The organism is Streptomyces aureocirculatus, from assembly GCF_000720475.1.
Taxonomy (GTDB): domain Bacteria; phylum Actinomycetota; class Actinomycetes; order Streptomycetales; family Streptomycetaceae; genus Streptomyces; species Streptomyces aureocirculatus.
The window spans coordinates 1-16,941 of sequence record NZ_JOAP01000013.1 but is presented as its reverse complement, the minus strand read 5'-3'; the positions used below and the strand labels follow the sequence as shown (position 1 = coordinate 16,941).

18 protein-coding genes and 2 pseudogenes are annotated in these 16,941 nt (G+C 70.7%); 11 read left to right on the top strand and 9 right to left on the bottom strand.

The window, feature by feature from the left end; all coding sequences use genetic code 11:
• Positions 1 to 79: 79 nt before the first annotated feature.
• Entirely contained in the window at positions 80 to 598 is a 519-nt protein-coding gene (locus IG78_RS0113915; RefSeq protein WP_030562790.1) for a GNAT family N-acetyltransferase, read from the bottom strand.
• A 187-nt stretch (positions 599 to 785) separates the two neighbouring features.
• Between IG78_RS0113915 and IG78_RS52630 the strand changes: the two are divergent.
• Positions 786 to 1,040: pseudogene (locus tag IG78_RS52630) on the top strand (IS5/IS1182 family transposase); the annotation flags it as partial.
• Here the strand turns inward: IG78_RS52630 and IG78_RS51295 are convergent.
• A pseudogene (locus IG78_RS51295) lies at positions 997 to 1,549 on the bottom strand (DUF4232 domain-containing protein). The pseudogenes IG78_RS52630 and IG78_RS51295 sit on opposite strands and share 44 nt — an antisense overlap.
• A 374-nt stretch (positions 1,550 to 1,923) precedes the next feature.
• Here IG78_RS51295 and IG78_RS0113900 point away from each other — a divergent pair.
• The 10 genes from IG78_RS0113900 to IG78_RS49165 all read left to right on the top strand — a co-directional run bounded on the left by IG78_RS0113900 (position 1,924) and on the right by IG78_RS49165 (position 8,879).
• Positions 1,924 to 2,331 (top strand): hypothetical protein, encoded by a 408-nt coding sequence (locus IG78_RS0113900; protein WP_030562786.1) that lies wholly within the window; start codon positions 1,924 to 1,926, stop codon positions 2,329 to 2,331.
• 31 nt (positions 2,332 to 2,362) lie between these two features.
• Positions 2,363 to 2,935 carry a phage tail tube protein gene (locus IG78_RS0113895; RefSeq protein WP_030562784.1) on the top strand — a complete coding sequence of 191 codons (573 nt, stop codon included), beginning with the start codon at positions 2,363 to 2,365 and terminating at the stop codon, positions 2,933 to 2,935.
• Positions 2,936 to 2,980: 45 nt separating this feature from the next.
• A complete protein-coding gene (locus IG78_RS0113890; protein WP_030562783.1) occupies positions 2,981 to 3,271 on the top strand; it encodes a hypothetical protein in 291 nt (96 codons plus the stop codon).
• 65 nt (positions 3,272 to 3,336) lie between these two features.
• Positions 3,337 to 3,663, top strand: coding sequence for a hypothetical protein (locus IG78_RS0113885; RefSeq protein ID WP_030562781.1), 327 nt, complete (start codon positions 3,337 to 3,339; stop codon positions 3,661 to 3,663).
• Between the two features lie 50 nt (positions 3,664 to 3,713).
• Entirely contained in the window at positions 3,714 to 4,202 is a 489-nt protein-coding gene (locus IG78_RS0113880; protein WP_030562779.1) for a hypothetical protein, read from the top strand.
• A 30-nt stretch (positions 4,203 to 4,232) separates the two neighbouring features.
• A complete protein-coding gene (locus IG78_RS0113875; protein WP_030562777.1) occupies positions 4,233 to 5,402 on the top strand; it encodes a phage tail family protein in 1,170 nt (389 codons plus the stop codon).
• A 36-nt stretch (positions 5,403 to 5,438) separates the two neighbouring features.
• Entirely contained in the window at positions 5,439 to 6,386 is a 948-nt protein-coding gene (locus tag IG78_RS0113870) for a phage distal tail protein (protein ID WP_051852615.1), read from the top strand.
• A gap of 148 nt (positions 6,387 to 6,534) precedes the next feature.
• A complete protein-coding gene (locus tag IG78_RS0113865) occupies positions 6,535 to 7,566 on the top strand; it encodes a hypothetical protein (RefSeq protein ID WP_030562774.1) in 1,032 nt (343 codons plus the stop codon).
• A 3-nt stretch (positions 7,567 to 7,569) separates the two neighbouring features.
• A complete protein-coding gene (locus tag IG78_RS0113860) occupies positions 7,570 to 8,661 on the top strand; it encodes a hypothetical protein (protein WP_030562772.1) in 1,092 nt (363 codons plus the stop codon).
• Positions 8,661 to 8,879 carry a hypothetical protein gene (locus IG78_RS49165; protein WP_037685580.1) on the top strand — a complete coding sequence of 73 codons (219 nt, stop codon included), beginning with the start codon at positions 8,661 to 8,663 and terminating at the stop codon, positions 8,877 to 8,879. Before IG78_RS0113860 ends, IG78_RS49165 begins: the two co-directional genes overlap by 1 nt.
• Here the strand turns inward: IG78_RS49165 and IG78_RS0113850 are convergent.
• From IG78_RS0113850 to IG78_RS0113820, 7 genes are all read right to left on the bottom strand, one after another.
• Entirely contained in the window at positions 8,859 to 9,266 is a 408-nt protein-coding gene (locus IG78_RS0113850; protein WP_030562770.1) for a cobalamin B12-binding domain-containing protein, read from the bottom strand. The genes IG78_RS49165 and IG78_RS0113850 overlap by 21 nt on opposite strands.
• A gap of 49 nt (positions 9,267 to 9,315) precedes the next feature.
• Positions 9,316 to 10,638 carry a crotonyl-CoA carboxylase/reductase gene (gene ccrA, locus IG78_RS0113845; RefSeq protein ID WP_030562768.1) on the bottom strand — a complete coding sequence of 441 codons (1,323 nt, stop codon included), beginning with the start codon at positions 10,636 to 10,638 and terminating at the stop codon, positions 9,316 to 9,318.
• The gene (locus IG78_RS44025; protein WP_030562766.1) at positions 10,631 to 12,535 is read right to left on the bottom strand and encodes a condensation domain-containing protein; all 1,905 of its coding nucleotides are present in this window, start codon (positions 12,533 to 12,535) and stop codon (positions 10,631 to 10,633) included. The genes ccrA and IG78_RS44025 overlap by 8 nt, the downstream gene beginning before the upstream one ends.
• The gene (locus IG78_RS0113835) at positions 12,532 to 14,157 is read right to left on the bottom strand and encodes an amino acid adenylation domain-containing protein (protein ID WP_051852614.1); all 1,626 of its coding nucleotides are present in this window, start codon (positions 14,155 to 14,157) and stop codon (positions 12,532 to 12,534) included. Before IG78_RS0113835 ends, IG78_RS44025 begins: the two co-directional genes overlap by 4 nt.
• A complete protein-coding gene (locus IG78_RS0113830; protein WP_051852613.1) occupies positions 14,154 to 14,411 on the bottom strand; it encodes an acyl carrier protein in 258 nt (85 codons plus the stop codon). The genes IG78_RS0113835 and IG78_RS0113830 overlap by 4 nt, the downstream gene beginning before the upstream one ends.
• A gap of 62 nt (positions 14,412 to 14,473) precedes the next feature.
• Positions 14,474 to 15,931, bottom strand: coding sequence for a methylmalonyl-CoA mutase family protein (locus tag IG78_RS0113825; RefSeq protein ID WP_051852612.1), 1,458 nt, complete (start codon positions 15,929 to 15,931; stop codon positions 14,474 to 14,476).
• Positions 15,924 to 16,941: alpha/beta fold hydrolase (locus IG78_RS0113820; protein WP_030562758.1), on the bottom strand; the 1,018-nt coding region annotated here is incomplete at its 5' end. The genes IG78_RS0113825 and IG78_RS0113820, both read right to left, overlap by 8 nt.

Sequence of the window (16,941 nt, the reverse complement as noted above, 5' to 3'; positions counted from 1 at the left end):
CGGAGCAAGGGCTGACGGCGACGTACATTCAGCGACCGGGGTGGGGTCCTGGAGGGTGTCGCTTCCAGGACCCCGAGGATCAGCGCCGATCGTGGTCCGGGTTCGAGATCCTGAACTTGGCTACGTTCTCCCCGGTCGCCCAACGCTGGAAGCCTGCCTTCTCCAGTACTCGGACTGAGGCCGGGTTCGACAGTTCCACGTCGGCGGACACGGTGTGGACATCTGGCAAGGCGAGGGCGAAGGCGGCGAGGGCCTGGGTGGCCTCGGGGGCGTATCCTCGGCCACGTCGGGAGGCCACGATGCCGTAGCCGATCTCAAGGACGCCCTCGCTGGGCGGCCAGAACAGGCCGATGGAGCCCACCACCAGGCCGCTGTCGCGCTCGATGACCAGACGGTGGCCGTAGGGGCCGAGCCAGTCGGGGTACTGCTCGAAGAGGCCCGCGATCACACGATCGCCTTCGGCGGGAAAGTCGTCCGCCCAGTGCGGGGGCCGGGTGTCGTCGAGGACCGCGGTGGCCTCGGTTTTGGTCCAGGGCCGCAGGACGAGGCGCTTGGTGACGACATCGGCGTGGACGGGTGAAGAAGAGGAAGAAGACATGTGTCTCTCCTGGTCGTTGCAACGACCGGCCGCGCTCTGTTATCGCACGGGCCGGATGAGGGCATGCTGATGACGGCCAACAGCAGCCATATTCATCAACCTCCTCATCCCGAGATCACGCGTCTGTCGCGCCAGCGTGAGGCTAATAGCCCCTCCTCTGCCGGTGCAACTCCTTTCCGCCATGCTGTGGTCGGCCGACGGCATCTGGAAGAAGCTGCTCCGACACGTCCAGGCCGTCACCGCCGCCACAGGTGACATCGACTGGAAACCCAACATCGACTCCGCCTCGCTCCGTGCCCATCAGCACGCCGCCGGGGCGCGCCGAAAGAATGCGCCCTCGCCCGTTCCCGGCGGGGGCTGTGCTCCAGGCGAAGCCCTCGGCCGCTCGCGCGGGGGGCTTACCTGCAAGCTCCACCTGAATGCGGACGGCAACTGCCGCCCTGGCCGGCGCTCCCGATCGGGCCCACCTTCACGGGGGACCCAACGCCGTCCGTGACGGGCAGGCGGTCATCGGGTCGGCCCCCTGACCACTGCGCTGGGCGGACAGATCCCCCTCGCTGGTCTTCAGGTCGACGCCCGCGAACCCGGACAGGGCGCTGTCCCAGCCGCCGCCGTTCTTGAACGTGACCGCGACGGTGCCTTCGCGGTCGCCGTCGATGGTGCTGTCCGACGCGGTGACGTCCAGTTCGTCGGTGCGGCACTTGCTCTTGCCGTCCTCGTTGGAGCCGGTCCCTGCGACCGTGCCCTGCCCGCCGGAGCCTTCGTCGGCAGAGTCCTTCCCCGCGGAGTCCTTCTCGGCAGAGTCCTTCCCGCTGCCCTGACCCGAACCGCCCGAGCCCGAACCGCCCCCTGTGGAAGACGCGCTGGATTCGGCCGCGGAGACGTCCCCGCCTTGTCGTCACCGTCGTTGCACGCCGTGAGCGAGAGACCAGCGGCAACGGCCAGGGGCAACGCCGCCGCCCGAGCCGTCCCGCTACCGGCGCGAGCCTGTGTTGCGCGAGCCTGTGTTGCGCGGACTCGCGCACGAGGCCGTGCACGAGGCCGCGTACGAGGCCGTCGCCGCAGCCCTGAGACCCGCGACCGTCAGCGCGATGACCAGCAGACAGGCCAGGGCGGCGACCGACCGCCGGGCCATCTGCGGCGACCCGATGCCTGGAGGCGACCCACGCACCCGGAGGCCTCGGCTCCCCAATTGCCGCGCATAACGCACCAATTGACGGAGCATCACGTTCCCGTACACAGTCCCCGCGTTGCCTTGCAGGCACATTGCACCCACTTCACCCGAGGGTCACAATGAGTGTCCCGGACCACGCAAGGAGTCGCGCGTGAGTGATCCGCCCATCGTGTTCCCGGACGTCGAACGCCTCGTCGTCGACCATCTCAAGAGCCGTCCCGAGCTGGCCGGAGTCATCGTCGACAACCGCACGCCCCCGGGTTTCGACGGCACCCAGAAGGCCGTCCTGGTGTCCCGGGCGGGCGGGGCGTGGGTCGACGACCAGCACCTGGACCAGCCCCTGATCGACCTGGAGGTCTACGGCCCCGACAAGCCCACGGCCCACGCGGTGGCCACCGCGACCCGTACGGCGCTGCTCACCGTGCGCGGCACCACGTACGGCAGCGCCTACGTCACCGACGCCGTCGAGGCCGACGGGCCGCGCTGGCTGCCCGACTACAACCGGCAGGCCGCCAGCCGCTATCTGTCCACCACCCGGCTCTCGATCCGACCGGCCTGACGTTCCCGCGCACCCGCCCGAAGGAGTCAGCATGCCCGGAATGAACCCGAACGAGATCCGTGTCGCCGGTACGGGACGCATCCTCACCGCCCCGCTCGGCACCACGCCCCCCGCCGATGTGACCGCCAACTGGGCGGCCGGCTGGCGGGACCTGGGCTACACCACCACCGACGGCATCCGCTTCAACAAGAAGGACAAGATCGACCCGGTGGACACCTGGCAGTCCGTGAGCCCGGCCCGCTTCGTGTACTCCGACCGCGACCTCACCGTGAAGTTCGCGCTGCTCCAGCTCAACGAGGACACCCTGCCGTTCTTCTTCGGCGGTGACGGTGTCACCGAGACCGCCGAGGGCGCCAAGCTCTACACGTACAAGGTGGCCGCCGAGCCCAAGCAGGACGAGCGGATGCTCGGCGTGGAGTTCTCCGACGGCAACGTCATCAAGTACCGCTTCACCATCGCCCGCGGCCAGGTCACCGAGACCGAGGAGCTCCAGCTCACCCGCGCCGCCTCGGTCAAGCTCGGGATCACCTTCACGGCCCTCGCGGTCGACAACGCCGCTCCCCTCGCCACCTGGATCATGAACGACCCCGCATTCGCGAAGTAGCCGCGGCGGTCCGCCCGCCACCGCCACCCCGGACCGAGGAGCCGTATGCCCGCCTTCAACGTCAACGCCGCCCGCGCCCAGCGGCTCGAAACGCTGGGCCAGAAATGGGAGTTCGAGGTGGACGGCGAGACGTTCTCGCTGCCCACGGAGATCCCGCGTCGCGCCGCCCAGGCCCTCTCGTCCCTGGCCGACGACGACCTGGACGGCCTGCTCGCACTGCTGCTGGGCGACGAGCAGTACAAGCGGCTCGGCGACCACGACCTGAGCGTGCAGGACGTGGCCGCCATCCTCAACGCGTACGGGGAGGAGACCGGCCTGAGCGTGGGGGAAGGCTGAGCCTCGGCGCGCTCGTGGAGGAGCACGCCGAGGCGCTGGAGGCGGATCTGCTGCGCCACTACGGCGTGGATCTGCTCGACTGGTACCGCGGCGAGCTGTCGTCGCGACGGCTTGCCGTGCTCGTCCGGCACTTGCCGCGGGACAGCGCGTTCCGGTTCGCGCACGAAGGGGAGGCGGCGCAGTGGTCGCTGACCGATCACCTGCTCGCCGCCGTGGTCGACCATCTGGCCGTCGCCAACTGGATGTTCACGTCCGTCAACCGCGACGAGGACGAGGCGGCGTCGGAGGCGCCGCAGCCGGTGCCCCGGCCTGGCGTGGACGACGCCATGCCTGACGATCCGGACGCGGCCGACGCTCCCGGGCCCGCCGAGCTGGCTCGCTTCTTCGGCTGACCACCCGCGGTACGGCTGACAGTCCCTCCAACCGAACAACGGAGAACCATATGGCAGGTGTGGACGACCGACTGAAGAAATTGGAGTCGGAGCACCAGGCGTTCACCTGGAAGCTGGAGCGCGGCCTGGCGAAGGTCGACGCGGTCGCGTCGGTGACCGAAGTCACCGCGATGAAGGCGGAGTTCGCGGCGGTGACCGGCAGCGTCAAGCTTGCCAGCTTCGACTTCAACCTGCTCGAACACCTGCAGAAGGGGCTGCAGGAGCAGCGGGACCAAGCGGCCGGCTTGCGGCCCGAAGATCTCAAGGCGTCCATCGCGGACACCCGAAGGGCCCTCGGGCGTGCCTTCGATGCCGCCAACGCGGCACGTGGCGAAGCCGGAAGAGCGCACCGCCGCCTGGATGCCCTGAGGGCCAGAGCCGCCGGTACCCCACCGCCCCAGCGGGCCACCCTGGCCAATACGGGGACCTTCACCGAAACGGCCGCCCACATCAACCGGCTCGAGGCGCGCATCAACAGCCTTGTCCGCTCCCTCGGCTGACGGGCCCCTCAGCTCCGCAGGAGGCAACCCATGTCACTCGTACAAGCCCTCAATCGCTCCGCCTCCGGATTCCGTGGTCTGCGGACGGGTGCGGGGCAGGCCGAGTCCGGCGTCGGCAAGCTGCGTGCGACCGTGCAGCAGGCGGATCGGGCCGTCAGCCGGATCAAGGGGGGTCTCGACCGCACGGCGAGTTCCTTCCGCGGGGTCAAGACGCAGGCGGACGCCGCCGCCCGCAGTGCGCGGCAGGCCGACAGGGCCATGGACGGCGCCGGGAAGTCGGCCACGCGCGGCGGCGGTCTCATGGGGCGGATGAAGACGGGCCTCCAGGGCGTCACCACCGCGCAGCGCGGCCTGAACACCGCCATGAAGGCGAACGTCTTCGGCGCGATCATGGCGCTGCTGCTCCCGCTGATCACCAAGCTCGTCGACATGGCGATGCAGTCCAAGACCGTGCAGCGCATCGTGCGGACGGCGTTCCGGATCATCGGGCAGGTGATCGGCACGACGATGCGGGCGGCCCGGCAGGTCGTGCAGGCGACCTGGAACGGCATCAAGGTCGCCTTCCAGGTCGTCCTGCGGGTGATCTGGACCGTCGTGAAGACGTACTTCACGATCTACAAGACCATCATCACGACCGTGATCCGCGCGGTCCTCGCGGTGATCAGACCGGCGCTGAACTTCCTCCGTGAGCGCGTCCCGGCCGCGTTCCGTGCCGTACGCGACGGCCTGCACCGGGCCTGGAACGGTCTGGCGAACTTCACCAAAGGCGTCTTCAACAGCGTCCTCGGTGCCGTCAAGGGGCCCATCAACGCGGTGATCGGCCTGGTCAACTCGGCGATCCGGGCGCTCAACAAGGTGAAGGTGTCCATCCCGGGATGGGTGCCGCCGCCCTTCGGCGGCAAGTCCTTCGGCGTCAATCTCCCGACGATCCCCACCCTGGCCCGTGGCGGCATCGTGCTGCCGCGCGCCGGTGGCACGCTCGCCCTGCTCGGCGAGGCGGGGCAGGCCGAGGCCGTGTTGCCGCTGAACAGGCTGGAGGCGCTGCTCGCGCGGGGGCCACGGCCGGGTGTGGGGCCGGTGCGTGCGCCGGGGCCGCGGCAGCGCGGCGGTGTGGTGATCGAGAACTACTACGAGGCGCGCGGCGGCAGCGCCCGGCAGACCGCGGAGGACCTGATGTTCCTGATGAAGGCCAGGGGCTGAGGCCCCGATGAAGGCCAGGGGTGGGGTGGTGAGCGGATGAACGCAAGGACGCGCTACGGATCCGGCGCGCCCGGCGCGGCGGAGATCGCCGCCGCCGGGCCCGGCGCGCTGATCGACAGGGACGGGCAGGTGCAGTGGGCGGAGCTCCTGACCGGGCCCGGCACCGCCTACTGGGTCGCGGCCGAGGGCCTCACCGGCTGGGAGGAGCTGCCGGGCCTGGAGTCGTCCGACGCCAACCGCCCCGCGGGGCACGGCGGCTGGCCGGGCACCCAGTGGGCACAGCCCCGCACCGTCACCGCGCAACTGTGGCTCGCCCCCGACCCGGACGGCGGCTCCGAGGCGGCCCTCGACGCCCTGCGCACGCTGCGAGCCGCCACCGGGATACGGGACGAGGAGGAGTGGCTCGCGGTGCGCCTGCACGGTGAGACGCTCGCTGTGCGGGCGCGGGTCACCCAGCGCGTGGTGCCCACGGACCGGCAGTTCCTCGCAGGGCGACTGGCCAAGGTGACGATCCAGTGGAAGGCCATGGACCCGCGGCGCTACGAGAGCGTGGCGCGCCGGGTCACGATGGGTCTTCCGCGCCGGGAGCCCGGCCTGACCTGGCCGTTGACGTGGCCGTTGAGCTGGGGCGCCCCTGGGTCCGTCGGCGAGGTGACGGTGGACAACTCGGGCAGCGCGCCCGCCCACCCGCTGATCACCTTCACCGGGCCGTGTGTGGGCCCGCGCCTGGCGAACCACGACAGCGGCACCTGGCTGGAGTACGACCTGTCCCTGTCGCTCGGGGATGTGCTGGAGGTCGACACGGCCGAAGGCTCCGTGCTGTTCAACGAAACGTCCTCACGCCGTCACACCGCGGTCGTCGGCAGCGTCCCCGAGGAACTGTTCACCCTGGCCCCGGGCGCGTCCCGGCTGTCCTTCCGGGCCGCGTCCGGCGACGTGGAGCTCGCGTCGGCCACCGTCGCCTGGCGCTCGGCCGAGTGGTGAAGCCACGCCGCGGGCGCGGCCCGCGTACGGAGCACAGTCCCCGTACGGAGCACGGCCGCCGTACGGAGCACGGCTCGCATCGGGCGCGCGGGGCGGCGCCCCATCCATCGACCGGCGACCTCGCCGACCGGCAATCCTGGAGAGTTCCATGACGACACGTTCCGCATGGCATCAGCCCACCGGACAGACCCGGGAGGACACCCGGCTCGCCATGAGCCTGGGGATGGCCTCCTCGGGCCCGCTGACCGCCCGCGGCGGCTGTGCCGTGGGCGGGCTCCAGCTCACCGGCAGCGCGGCCACCAGCATGCAGGCCCGCCTCTCCCCCGGCCGGCTGTGGGTGCCCGGCGGCTCCGCGGCGGCGCAGGGCGGCTACCCGGTCACCGTGGACGCCGACACCCAGCTCCCCTTCGCCGACGGCCACGCGACGCTGCCGCGCATCGACGCGCTCGTGGTGCGGGTGTACGACGCCGACTACGACGCATCGGGGCGCTACGAGGCCGTCCTGGAGATCGTCCAGGGCACCCCCGCGAGCGCGCCGGTGCCGCCCCCGCTGCCGAAGAGCGCCGAGCTCCTGTACGAGGTGTCGGTACCGGCGGGCGCCTCCGCCACGCGGGGCATCACCTGGGCGACGGCCGTCGCCGACCGGCGCCGCTACACCGCCGCGCTCGGCGGCATCCTGCCCGCGGGGGGCGGGCACGGCGCCCAGGGCACGTACGTCGGGCAGTACCGGGACGCGGGCGGTCGCCTACAGCGCTGGGACGGCAACCGGTGGCAGCAGTACATCCCCGACGCCATGCTCAAACGCAGCTCGGCCCTTGGGCACACCGCGTCCACGGCGTACACCGAGACCCTCACCGACGCCGGACCGCTCACCGCCGAGTTCACCGCACCGTCGTCGACATGGGTGCACATCGCGGTCGGGGCGCGCATCGCGGGCGAGGGCGGGGGCGGTTTCTTCTCCGTGAACGTCCGGCCGAAGGCGGGCGGCGCACTCGTCGTCACCGCTTCCGACGATGTCGCCGCCGTCTACACCGGCGCGGGTTCGGCCTCGGTGTTCAACAACTTCCCCGTGGGCCCCCTCACCCCGGGCGTCGTGTACATCGCCACCGCCGCCCACAAGGCCGGGTCGCCCAAGACCTGGTTCGACAGCCGCTTCATCCGTATCGACCCGGTCGCCTGAGTCGTGGACAGCCCCTACCTCGCGTACTTCGCCGACCTGTGCACGGGCACCCCCATCGACGTCCTGCCCCTGCAAGGCCTGGAGTTCGACGACTACATCGGCAAGCCGGGCTCCCTCAGCGCCACCCTGCCGGTGCCCAACCGGCGGATGGCGCGGCGGGTCAGGGATTTGGTGGAGGGCCGTACCGCCGTCTACCTCGAACGCGGCGACCAGGTGTGCTGGGGCGGCATCGTGTGGACGCTCACCCCGGCCATGGACGAGCAGGGCATGGTCACCGTCGCGCTCCAGGCCGCCACCTTCGACTCGTACGCGGGCCGCCGCCACATCCGGCGGAACCTCACGTACACCGACACCGACGACCTCACCATCGTGCGCGGCCTGTGGGAGCACATCCAGGAGATGCCCGGCGGCGACATCGGTGTCGGCTTCGCGCCCGCACCCCCGGGCACCCGGCGCACGGTGACGTACCTGGACGGCGACGAGACGCCGGTGGAGGAGGCGATCGCACAACTGGCGGCGATGGAGCCGGGATTCGAGTACCTGGTGAGCGTGTACCGCGACCCGGCGACCGGTCGGCGCGCGCAGCGGCTGCTGTTCGGCGTCCCGCGCATCGACGTCGGCGAGGGCACCACGGTCCTGGACCTGCCGGGGGACATCCTCACGTACTCCTTCCCCCGGGACGCCACCCGCGGCGGCACCACCGCGCGCGCCCGCGGGGGCACGCCCGAAGGCGCTCAGCGCCCCGTCATCTCGGACGAGCACGTGGCGCAGGCCCTCATCGGAGCCGGTTTCCCGCGTCTGGACACCACGTCCGACCACAGCAACGTCACCGACAAGGCCACACTCGACGCGCTGGCCCGTACCGAATTGGCCGCGCTCGGCGGCCCGGTCGTGATCCCAGCCGTCCGTGTCCGCCTCGACGCGGACACCACGCCCTCGCTCCTCGGGACGACCGTGCGGCTGCGCATCCACGACGTGTGGTTCAGCGAGGGCCTCGACGCGTCGTACCGCGTCATCGGAGTCAAGGTCACCGCCCCCGAGCGGGGCCGCGCCGAAACGGCGGAACTCTTCCTCGAAGGCATGGAGGGCCCCTGATGCCGAATCTTCCCGAGGACATCCTGGACCGCATCAAGAACCTGGAACGGCAGGTGCGGCAGTTGACCACGTACGTCAACACGCGTGCGGCCGCGGCCCCCGCGAGGACTGCGGGGGACGCGGCCGACGAGGGTGCGGGCGCGGACGGGGACAGGGACAGGGACGGCGGCGGGGACGGGGACGGGGACGGGGACGGGTCAGTCCATCGCGTCGAGTGAGCGCAGGTGGGCGCGCGCCCAGTCGACGATCTCCTGGAGCGAGTCGCGGGACGTGAAGACCCTGCGCACACCCATCTCGACGAGCTGTCGTGCGTCCCCCGGCGGGATGATGCCGCCGCAGAAGACCGGCACGTCCGCCTCGTCGTTGTCGGCGAGCAGTTTCAGTACGCGGGGCACCAGTTCCATGTGGGCGCCCGACAGCAGGGAAAGGCCGACGGCGTCGGCGCCTTCCTGGAGCGTGGTGCTGACGATCTGCTCGGGCGTCTGCCGCAGTCCGGTGTAGATGACCTCCATACCGGCGTCGCGCAGCGCCCGCGCCACCACTTTCGCACCGCGGTCGTGGCCGTCGAGGCCCGGTTTGGCGACCACCACTCGGATACGGTTCATCGGTCCCCCGGCCTGTCCTGTGTCCGCGTCAGCATCGGGTCCTGCGTCGTCATGCCGTCATCAGCGGTGTGATCCGGTCCTCGCCGATCTGCGCGCGCAGCGCGGGATCGGTCACGCCGAGACCCGCTTCCGGCGCGAGGCAGAGCACCCCGACCTTGCCGAGGTGTTCGTTCAACTGGATCATGCGTGCGGCCTCGGGCGTCTCCAGGAACGGATACACCTCGGACAGCATCGGCAGCACGCGTCCGCGCTGGATGAGGCGGTTCACCTGCCACTGCTCGTACAGGTTCGCCCCGTGACTGCCGATGATCTTCTTCAGGCGCATCCACAGATAGCGGTTGTCGAAGGAGTGCTCGTATCCCGTGCTCGATCCGCAGGTCACCACGGTGCCGCCGCGCCTGGCCACGAACACCGAGATGCCGAAGGTGTCGCGGCCGACGTGCTCGAACACGATGTTCGGGTCCTCGCCGACCTCACGCCGAATGATCTTGCCGAGGCGCTTGCCCGTCGCCACGGTGACGTCCGGGTCGGCCGAGATCTCACCGATCTCACGCCGGTCGATCACCAGTTCGCAGCCGAGGCTGCGGGCGATCTCGGCCTTCTTGTCCGAGCTGACGATGCCGATCGGGATGCCACCGCCGTTGCGCACGAGCTGCACGGCGTAGCCGCCGAGTCCGCCCGCGGCGCCCCAGACGAGCACCACGTCGCCCTGGCGCATGTTGGCGCCGCGCTCGCTGACGAGCATCCGGTAGGCCGTCCCCGCGCACAGGGGGTTGCTGGCCGCTTCCTCCCAACTGAGGTGGGCGGCCTTGGGGAGCAGTTGGCTCGCCCGGACGACCGCGTAGTCGGCGAGGCCGCCGAAGTTGGTCTCGAACCCCCACGCGCGCTGCTCGGCGCCCATCATGCCGTCGTGGTGGGTGAGCGGGTCCTGGTCGTCGACGTGCGCCGTCGCCACGGTCACATGGTCGCCGACCTTCCAGTTCCGTACGCCGTCACCGATCCGCACGATCACACCCGCGGCGTCCGAGCCGAGCACGTGGTACGGCTGGTCGTGCCGTGCCGCCCAGCCGCCCTGCTTGCCGTAGTGACGCAGGAAGCTGAAGGTGGGCAGCGGCTCGAAAGTGGCCGACCAGATCGTGTTGTAGTTCATCGCCGCGGCCATGACGGCCACCAGGACCTCGTCCGGCGCGAGCTCTGGCATCGGGACACTTCCGATGTGGATGGACTTCCGTACGTCCTTGTCGTCCATGCCCGCGAAGATGCCGATGTCTTCGGCGCGCAGGTAGGCCGCGGTGTACTCGCGGGGCACCGGAGTGCGTTCGAGTACATCGGCGGAGGCCCCCGCCGTCACGGCTGCCGAAAGCTCATCCATGGTCGTCCTCCTTGGTGCTGACTTCTTGGGTGTTGAACGCTGTGGTGCTGATCGCTGTGGTGTTTGCTGCTTCGGTGCCGTCCGTGCCGGGGTCCCGGCGGGTGACCCTGATGCGTCCGGGGAGGTCACCGCCGTGCAGCCACTGCCGCAGGTGGGCGCGGAGCTCACGCACGCTCGGGGCGCCGGGGTCTGCGCCGGTCACGACGAGGACCGCGCTCCGCGTGCGGGCCTGCTCCAGGCGCACCTCCGCTTCGTCGACCCATGGGTGGGTCCGGGCGACGCGGGTGACGGTCGCGGCGTCGATGAGGCCGCGGGTGCGCAGCCACCGGCCGTCGTTCGGCCCCAGGAGCCGCACGGTGCCGTCCGCGGAGACATGGCCGCGGTCCCCGGTCCGTACGACGCGCCCGTCGGGGAGACGTACCCGCAGCTCCCCCGCGACGGCATGCGGCAGGGGGCGCCCCGAGGGGCCGTGCGCCGTGAACGCGCAGCCGTCCGCGGGGAGCAGGCGGGGCGGGTTCGGCGGGTCCTCGTCCCGCACCGTCCCGGCGGCGACTCCCGCACACAGGTAGGGGTCGCCGCCCGGGGCGGTGGCGGCGGGCCGGTCCGCCACCGCCGTGGTGACCGAGGACGTCGTACGGTTCGCCGCGAAGTCCGAGACGGCGGTACGGAAGTCGGTCAGGAGCTGCTCCGCCTCCGGCGCCCCCATGAGGTCCTTGCGATAGTCGAGGCGTACCCGGCAGTGTGGCCAGTCCGCCCGGATCTGGAGCGTCCTTGCCAGGGTCGCGGACGTGTTGGGTGTGAAGAAGTCCCAGTCGGCGCGCAGGCCTGGGATCTGGAGGTCGAGACCTGCCGGGGCCCGGGGGAAGGAGAGGCCGAGTTCCGTGCTGAGCCGGGCCAGCGGTTTGCCCCGCACGCCTGCGACCAGGTCGACGAACGGCACCCTGCGGTAGCGCGCCAGGTGGGCAAGGGCTCCGCGTGCGGTGGCCACCGACTGCTCGGCCGACGCCTGCGGGGTGATGGCGAAGGCCACGGGGACCACGTTGATCTGGAGGCCCGCGACCTGACCCGTGTGCTCGTCGCTCACGTCGGATGCCAGGGCGAGGAGCGCGGTGCTGTTGTCGTAGACGGCGAGCTGACGGGTCAGTGCCGCCAGGAGCATGGTGAAGGTACTCACCTTCATCGACCGTGCCGTCTCCCGCAGGGTGGCGACCGCGGCCGGGTCCAGGTCGACGGTCGGCGAGGAGGTGACCGTACGCTGCCCGAGGCGCCCTCCCTCGGGCAGGGCCACCGGCTCGGCCCTGTCGACGGCGGCACGCCAGAAGGCGATCGCCTCCTCGGTCACCTCGGCGGGAGCGGTGGGGGTTTCGGGCGCGGCCAGCGGCGTCGGGTCCACCGACCGGCCCTGCCGGATGTCCCGTAGGTACTGCGAGAAGTCCCGGGCCACCACGAACTTGCTGCGCCCGTCGAAGCCCGCGTGGTGCGCGGCGAACACGACCGAGCAGCGGTCGGCGCCATGGGTGAGGAGGTGGAAGCGGATCGGTGCCTCGGTGGACAGGTCCCAGTGGCGGCGTTGCTCGGGCTGTGCCCGCCAGGCGCGGACGGCCTCCCTCTCGGTGCCCTGCTCGCAGGGGAGTTCGGCACTGTCGAAGGAACAGGCGTCCTGGGCCGTGAGGACGCACTGGCGCAGTTGGCCGTCGACGAGACGGAGCACCGACCGCAGCGGCTCATGGCGGTGCAGGACGGCCCGTGCCGCCGCTTCCACCTGCCGCTCCTCGACGGCCCCGTGGAGGGTGACCACGAAGTATCCGCCGCCGCTGATGGCCGGATCGATCTGCGCTTCCGCCCACAGTGCGTACTGGCCCGCGTCCGCGAGCCGCTCGTGCAGGATCGTCGTCATGCGCGGCCGTCCTTGCGGCGGCGTCGGCGCCGGACCAGGTCGTCGGATATCAGCTCCACGACGGCCTCACGGTCGATCTTCCCGCTGGGTGTTCTCGGCAGCTCGGTCAGCTCGGTCACCGAGAGCGGGACCGACACCGTGGGCAGCACCTCGCGCAGTCGGCCGAGCGTGGCGGCCTCGGCCGGTTCGGTGCGGCCCGCGCGGCGTACGACCGCCGCGCGCAGGCTGGCGTGCCCTGACCTGCTCGTCACCATGGCCGTCGCGGCGGCGGCGACCCCCGGGTCCGCGAGGAGTTGCGCGTCGACTTCGAGGAGGTCCACACGGATTCCGCGGATCTTGATCTGGTCGTCGAGGCGGGACAGGAAGCGCACGCCGTCCGGGGTGAGTTCGACCAGGTCGCCGGTGCGGAAGGCGCGGGTGTGCCCGGCCGGTGTGGGCGCGACGGTGACGTACCGCTGGGAGGTGAGTTCGGGCCGCCCCAGGTAGCCGTCCGACAACGGGTGTCCCGCGACGAGGAGTTCACCGATGTGCGGGGTGTCCGGGTCCTCCGGGTCGACGAGCACCTCGCATCCGGGCAGGGGGACACCGATCGGCGGGAGGTGCGGCCAGGACTGCGGGTCGGCGGGCAGGACGTGCGAGCTGACCATGGCGGACTCGCTCTGACCGTAGTGGTTGACCAGTCGGCAGCCGGGCAGCCCGGCGAACATCGACCGGATGTCCTCCGAGCAGACGATCTGCTCCCCCGCCGTGTTCACCTCGACCAGACGCAGCCTCTCCAGGACTTCCGGCCGTGCCGTCACAGCCAGCATCTGCAGGGCGACGAACGGGACGAACAGCCGCTCGATCCGGTTCTCGGCCAGCCAGCGCAACAGCCGCCCCGGCTCGCGGCGCAACTCCTCCGGCATGATCGACAGCGTGCCGCCCCCGCACAGCGTGCCGAGGATCTCCTGGAACGACACGTCGAAGTTCAACGGGGCGAACTGGGCGGTGCGCAGGTCCGGCCGCGGCGAGTGGGACACCTGCCAGTCGACCATCGCGTCCACGCAGCGGTGGGACAGGGCCACACCCTTGGGCCAGCCGGTCGATCCGGAGGTGTAGATGACGTAGACGGGCAGGTCGGGGTCGCACGGGACCGGGCGGACGCCCACGGACGCGGACTCGGTCGCGGACTCGGTCGCGGTCGCGGTCGCGGACTCGATCGCCTGGGGTGCCTCGCCGACGCGCACCATCGGGCCGTCGTACCGCACACCGGTGTGCTCAGCGGCGATGAGGGCCTGCGGCACACAGTCGTCGATCATGAACTGAAGTCGCTCGGTGGGGTATTCGGGGTCGAGCGGTACGTACGTGGCGCCGCCGAGCATCACGCCGAGCAGCGCGGCCACCGCGCCCGCGCCGCGGGGCAGGGTCACCGCGACGCGGTCCCCGGAGGTCACACCGGCGGCGCGCAGGTCGGCGGACAAGGCCCCCGCCCAGGCCGCGAGGTCCCGGTAGGTGTAGTCGCGGCCCGCGTCGACGACCGCGACGCGCTCCGGATCGTCGTCGACGTGCCGCAGGAAGCTGGTGAGGAAACAGTCCGGCTCCGCCGGGCCGCCCCACAGCGAGAGATATTCCTGTGCGGTCATGCACCGGCCCCCCGTTGCGGCACGGCGGCCAGCTCCTCGTCGACGGCTTCGACGAACTCTTCGATCGTGGGATTGTCGAACAGCAGGTTCATCTCGGCTTCGAGGCCGTACTCCCGATCGACCAGTGCGAGGATCTTCGCCGCCACCAGGGAGTCTCCGCCGAGGTCGAAGAAGTTGTCCTCGGGAGTGAGGCCGTCCACGCCGGTGGCGCGCTCCCAGATGGCGGTGATGGTGTCGGACAGCTTCTGATTCATCTCTGCTCGCTCTTCACTCGGGTTTCGGGGTTTCGGGAATTCAGGGATTCGGGGTTTCGGGGTCACGGCGTGCGCTGGGGGGCCGCGGCGGCCAGGCCGTCGGCGACCGCGCGCTGCATCTGGCCGATGCTGGCGCGGGCCCGGGCGGCCGCGATCATGGATTCCATGACGTTGCGCCCGGAGATGACGTCGTCGGTCAGGGCGCGCAGTTCGGCATCACAGGTCCCCCGCTGGAAGGGCCTGCGCCGCCCCGGTACGACACCGGAGCGCAGTTGCCGTTCGGTGAGCCAGGCCTCTTCCTCGGACTCCTCGGCGTCGTCGACGCCGACGGAGGGTCCGACGCCGGTGTAGGCCATCTCGTCGATGCGCGACTCGAGCCAGCCGCTGCGCAGACAGCTCAGCAGCCCGCCACGGGCAGCGATGTCGTCGAGCCAGCCCGCCGCTTCCGCCTCGATCTCGTCGGCGATGCGGGATATCGCGTCGGATCCGCCGAGGGGGTCGATGTGGCGGGCCAGATCGGTTTCCTTCAGGAGGATCTGCTGGACCCGCAGGGCAATGCGCGCGGACAGTTGTCCGGGGGTCTGGGCCGCCTCGTCGAAACCGCAGACGTGCAGCGACTGCACTCCGCCCAGAACGGCGGCCATGGCCTGGACGGTGGTGCGCGCGATGTTGTTGAGCGGTTCGTCGGCGGCCAGTGCCGAGCCGAAGGTGTTGACCTGGATGCGCATGCGGGTCGACTTCACGTCGGTGGCGCCGAAGAGGTCCACCATGCGGGTCGCGTACATGCGCCGCAGCACCCGGAACTTCGCGGCCTCGGCGAGCAGTTCCATGTGGGTGCCGAAGATGAAGCTCAGCCGTGGTGCGACCGCGTCGACGGTGAAGCCGCGTGCCAGCATGCCGTGGAGGTACTGCTCGGCGTCGGCGATGCCGAGTGCCACTTCGAGGGACCGGGTCGCACCGGCTTCGCGGGCGTGCCCGCCGGAGATGGAGACGGGGTTGACCTTGGGCAGATGGCGTACGCAGTACTCGATGACGTCCAGGGAGAAGCGGAAGCTGTCGTCCAGGTCGAAGACGAACGCCTTGCGGGCCGCGTGCTCCTTCAGCATCTCGTTCTGCAGGGTGCCGCGCAGCAGCGCGGGATCGACGCCCGACTCCTCCGCCACCACGATCCACAGGGCGAGGATCATCGGCGCGGTCGCGTTGATGGTGAAGGAGACCGACACCTGATCCAGCGGAATTCCGTCGAACACCGCCGCCAGGTCGTCGACCGTGGCCACCGACACGCCGGCGCGGCCGACCTCGCCCACGGCGGTCGGGTCGTCGGGGTCGAGGCCGAGCTGCGTCGGCAGGTCGAACGCCAGGGAGAGGCCGGTCTCACCGCGGTCGAGGAGGTAGTGGAACCGTTTGTTGGTGTCGAGGCCGTCGCCGAGGCCCGCCAGTTGCCTGATCGTCCACGGTCGGGACGTGTACCCCTTGGGGTGGATCCCGCCCTCGTAGGGAAACTCACCGGCTTTACTCATCGACGGGTCCTTCCAGTTCTGCTGTGAGCTGGTCGCCATAGACGTCCAGTACGTCGGGGCTCAAGATGTCGTTGTGTGCGCAGTCGACGGTGTACTCCGCGATCTCACCGGCGACGAGGGGTGACCAGTCGCGCGAGTAGCCCGGGTCGGTCTGCTCATCGGCTGCCTTGAACACGATGGCCGCGCCGTTGAAGACGTCCGGTGTGTGGCCGTGCCAGAGTTCCGAGTTGTAGCCGAGGTTGTGCACGACGTGGCTGATCATCCAGGCGGGCGGGAGCGCGGCTGCGAGGGTGGTCCGGCTCTCGATCCACTCCACCATCTGCTCGCGGGAGGTCAGTTCGGGCGGGGCGGGCAGCTCGACGTTCTTGGAGACGAAGTACCGCAGCACATCGACCTCGTCGAACTCCTCGTCCGCGGGGCGGGCGGCGCCGGACTCAAGGACGTGGGCGGCGTCGAGGAGCACCAGTCGTCGCACCCGGGCTCCCCTGCGCTCCAAGGTGATCGCAAGCTGCTGCGCGACGACGCCGCCGAAGGACCACCCGAGCAGGTCGTAGGGCCCCTCGGGCTGCTCCTCCTGTACGAGGTCGGCGTAGTGCTCGGCCATCTCGCGTACGGTGCGGGGCCGTTCGCCGTCGTCGACGGTCTGCTGGATGCCGATGATCGGGCGTTTCAGTACGCTCCCCAGTGCGCGGTACGCCCAACTGACGCCGCCGCCGGGGTGGACACAGAAGAGCGGGTCGCCGGTGCCCTGTCGCAGACGTACGACCTCGGGCAGTTCGTCCGCTTCGGTCCAGTTGTAGAGCTGTCGGCTGAGACCGCGGACGGTGGGTGTTTCGAGGAGTGCGCGTACGCCGATCTCCGAGTCGACGAAGGACTCCCGTACGGCTGCGACCACGCGCATCGCCGACAGCGAGTTACCGCCCAGATCGAAGAAGGAGTCGTCCACCCCCACCCGCGGCACATCAAGCACCCTCGCGAAGATCCCCGCAAGGACCTCCTCCACCGGCGAC

Excerpts from the sequence above, each read along its gene's own strand:
- IG78_RS0113915 (WP_030562790.1), bottom strand. The coding sequence starts at position 598 with ATGTCTTCTTCCTCTTCTTCACCCGTCCACGCCGATGTCGTCACCAAG.
- IG78_RS0113895 (WP_030562784.1), top strand. The coding sequence starts at position 2,363 with ATGCCCGGAATGAACCCGAACGAGATCCGTGTCGCCGGTACGGGACGC.
- IG78_RS0113890 (WP_030562783.1), top strand. The coding sequence starts at position 2,981 with ATGCCCGCCTTCAACGTCAACGCCGCCCGCGCCCAGCGGCTCGAAACG.
- IG78_RS0113880 (WP_030562779.1), top strand. The coding sequence starts at position 3,714 with ATGGCAGGTGTGGACGACCGACTGAAGAAATTGGAGTCGGAGCACCAG.
- IG78_RS0113875 (WP_030562777.1), top strand. The coding sequence starts at position 4,233 with ATGTCACTCGTACAAGCCCTCAATCGCTCCGCCTCCGGATTCCGTGGT.
- IG78_RS0113870 (WP_051852615.1), top strand. The coding sequence starts at position 5,439 with ATGAACGCAAGGACGCGCTACGGATCCGGCGCGCCCGGCGCGGCGGAG.
- IG78_RS0113865 (WP_030562774.1), top strand. The coding sequence starts at position 6,535 with ATGACGACACGTTCCGCATGGCATCAGCCCACCGGACAGACCCGGGAG.
- IG78_RS49165 (WP_037685580.1), top strand. The coding sequence starts at position 8,661 with ATGCCGAATCTTCCCGAGGACATCCTGGACCGCATCAAGAACCTGGAA.
- IG78_RS0113850 (WP_030562770.1), bottom strand. The coding sequence starts at position 9,266 with ATGAACCGTATCCGAGTGGTGGTCGCCAAACCGGGCCTCGACGGCCAC.
- ccrA (WP_030562768.1), bottom strand. The coding sequence starts at position 10,638 with ATGGATGAGCTTTCGGCAGCCGTGACGGCGGGGGCCTCCGCCGATGTA.
- IG78_RS44025 (WP_030562766.1), bottom strand. The coding sequence starts at position 12,535 with ATGACGACGATCCTGCACGAGCGGCTCGCGGACGCGGGCCAGTACGCA.
- IG78_RS0113835 (WP_051852614.1), bottom strand. The coding sequence starts at position 14,157 with ATGACCGCACAGGAATATCTCTCGCTGTGGGGCGGCCCGGCGGAGCCG.
- IG78_RS0113830 (WP_051852613.1), bottom strand. The coding sequence starts at position 14,411 with ATGAATCAGAAGCTGTCCGACACCATCACCGCCATCTGGGAGCGCGCC.
- IG78_RS0113825 (WP_051852612.1), bottom strand. The coding sequence starts at position 15,931 with ATGAGTAAAGCCGGTGAGTTTCCCTACGAGGGCGGGATCCACCCCAAG.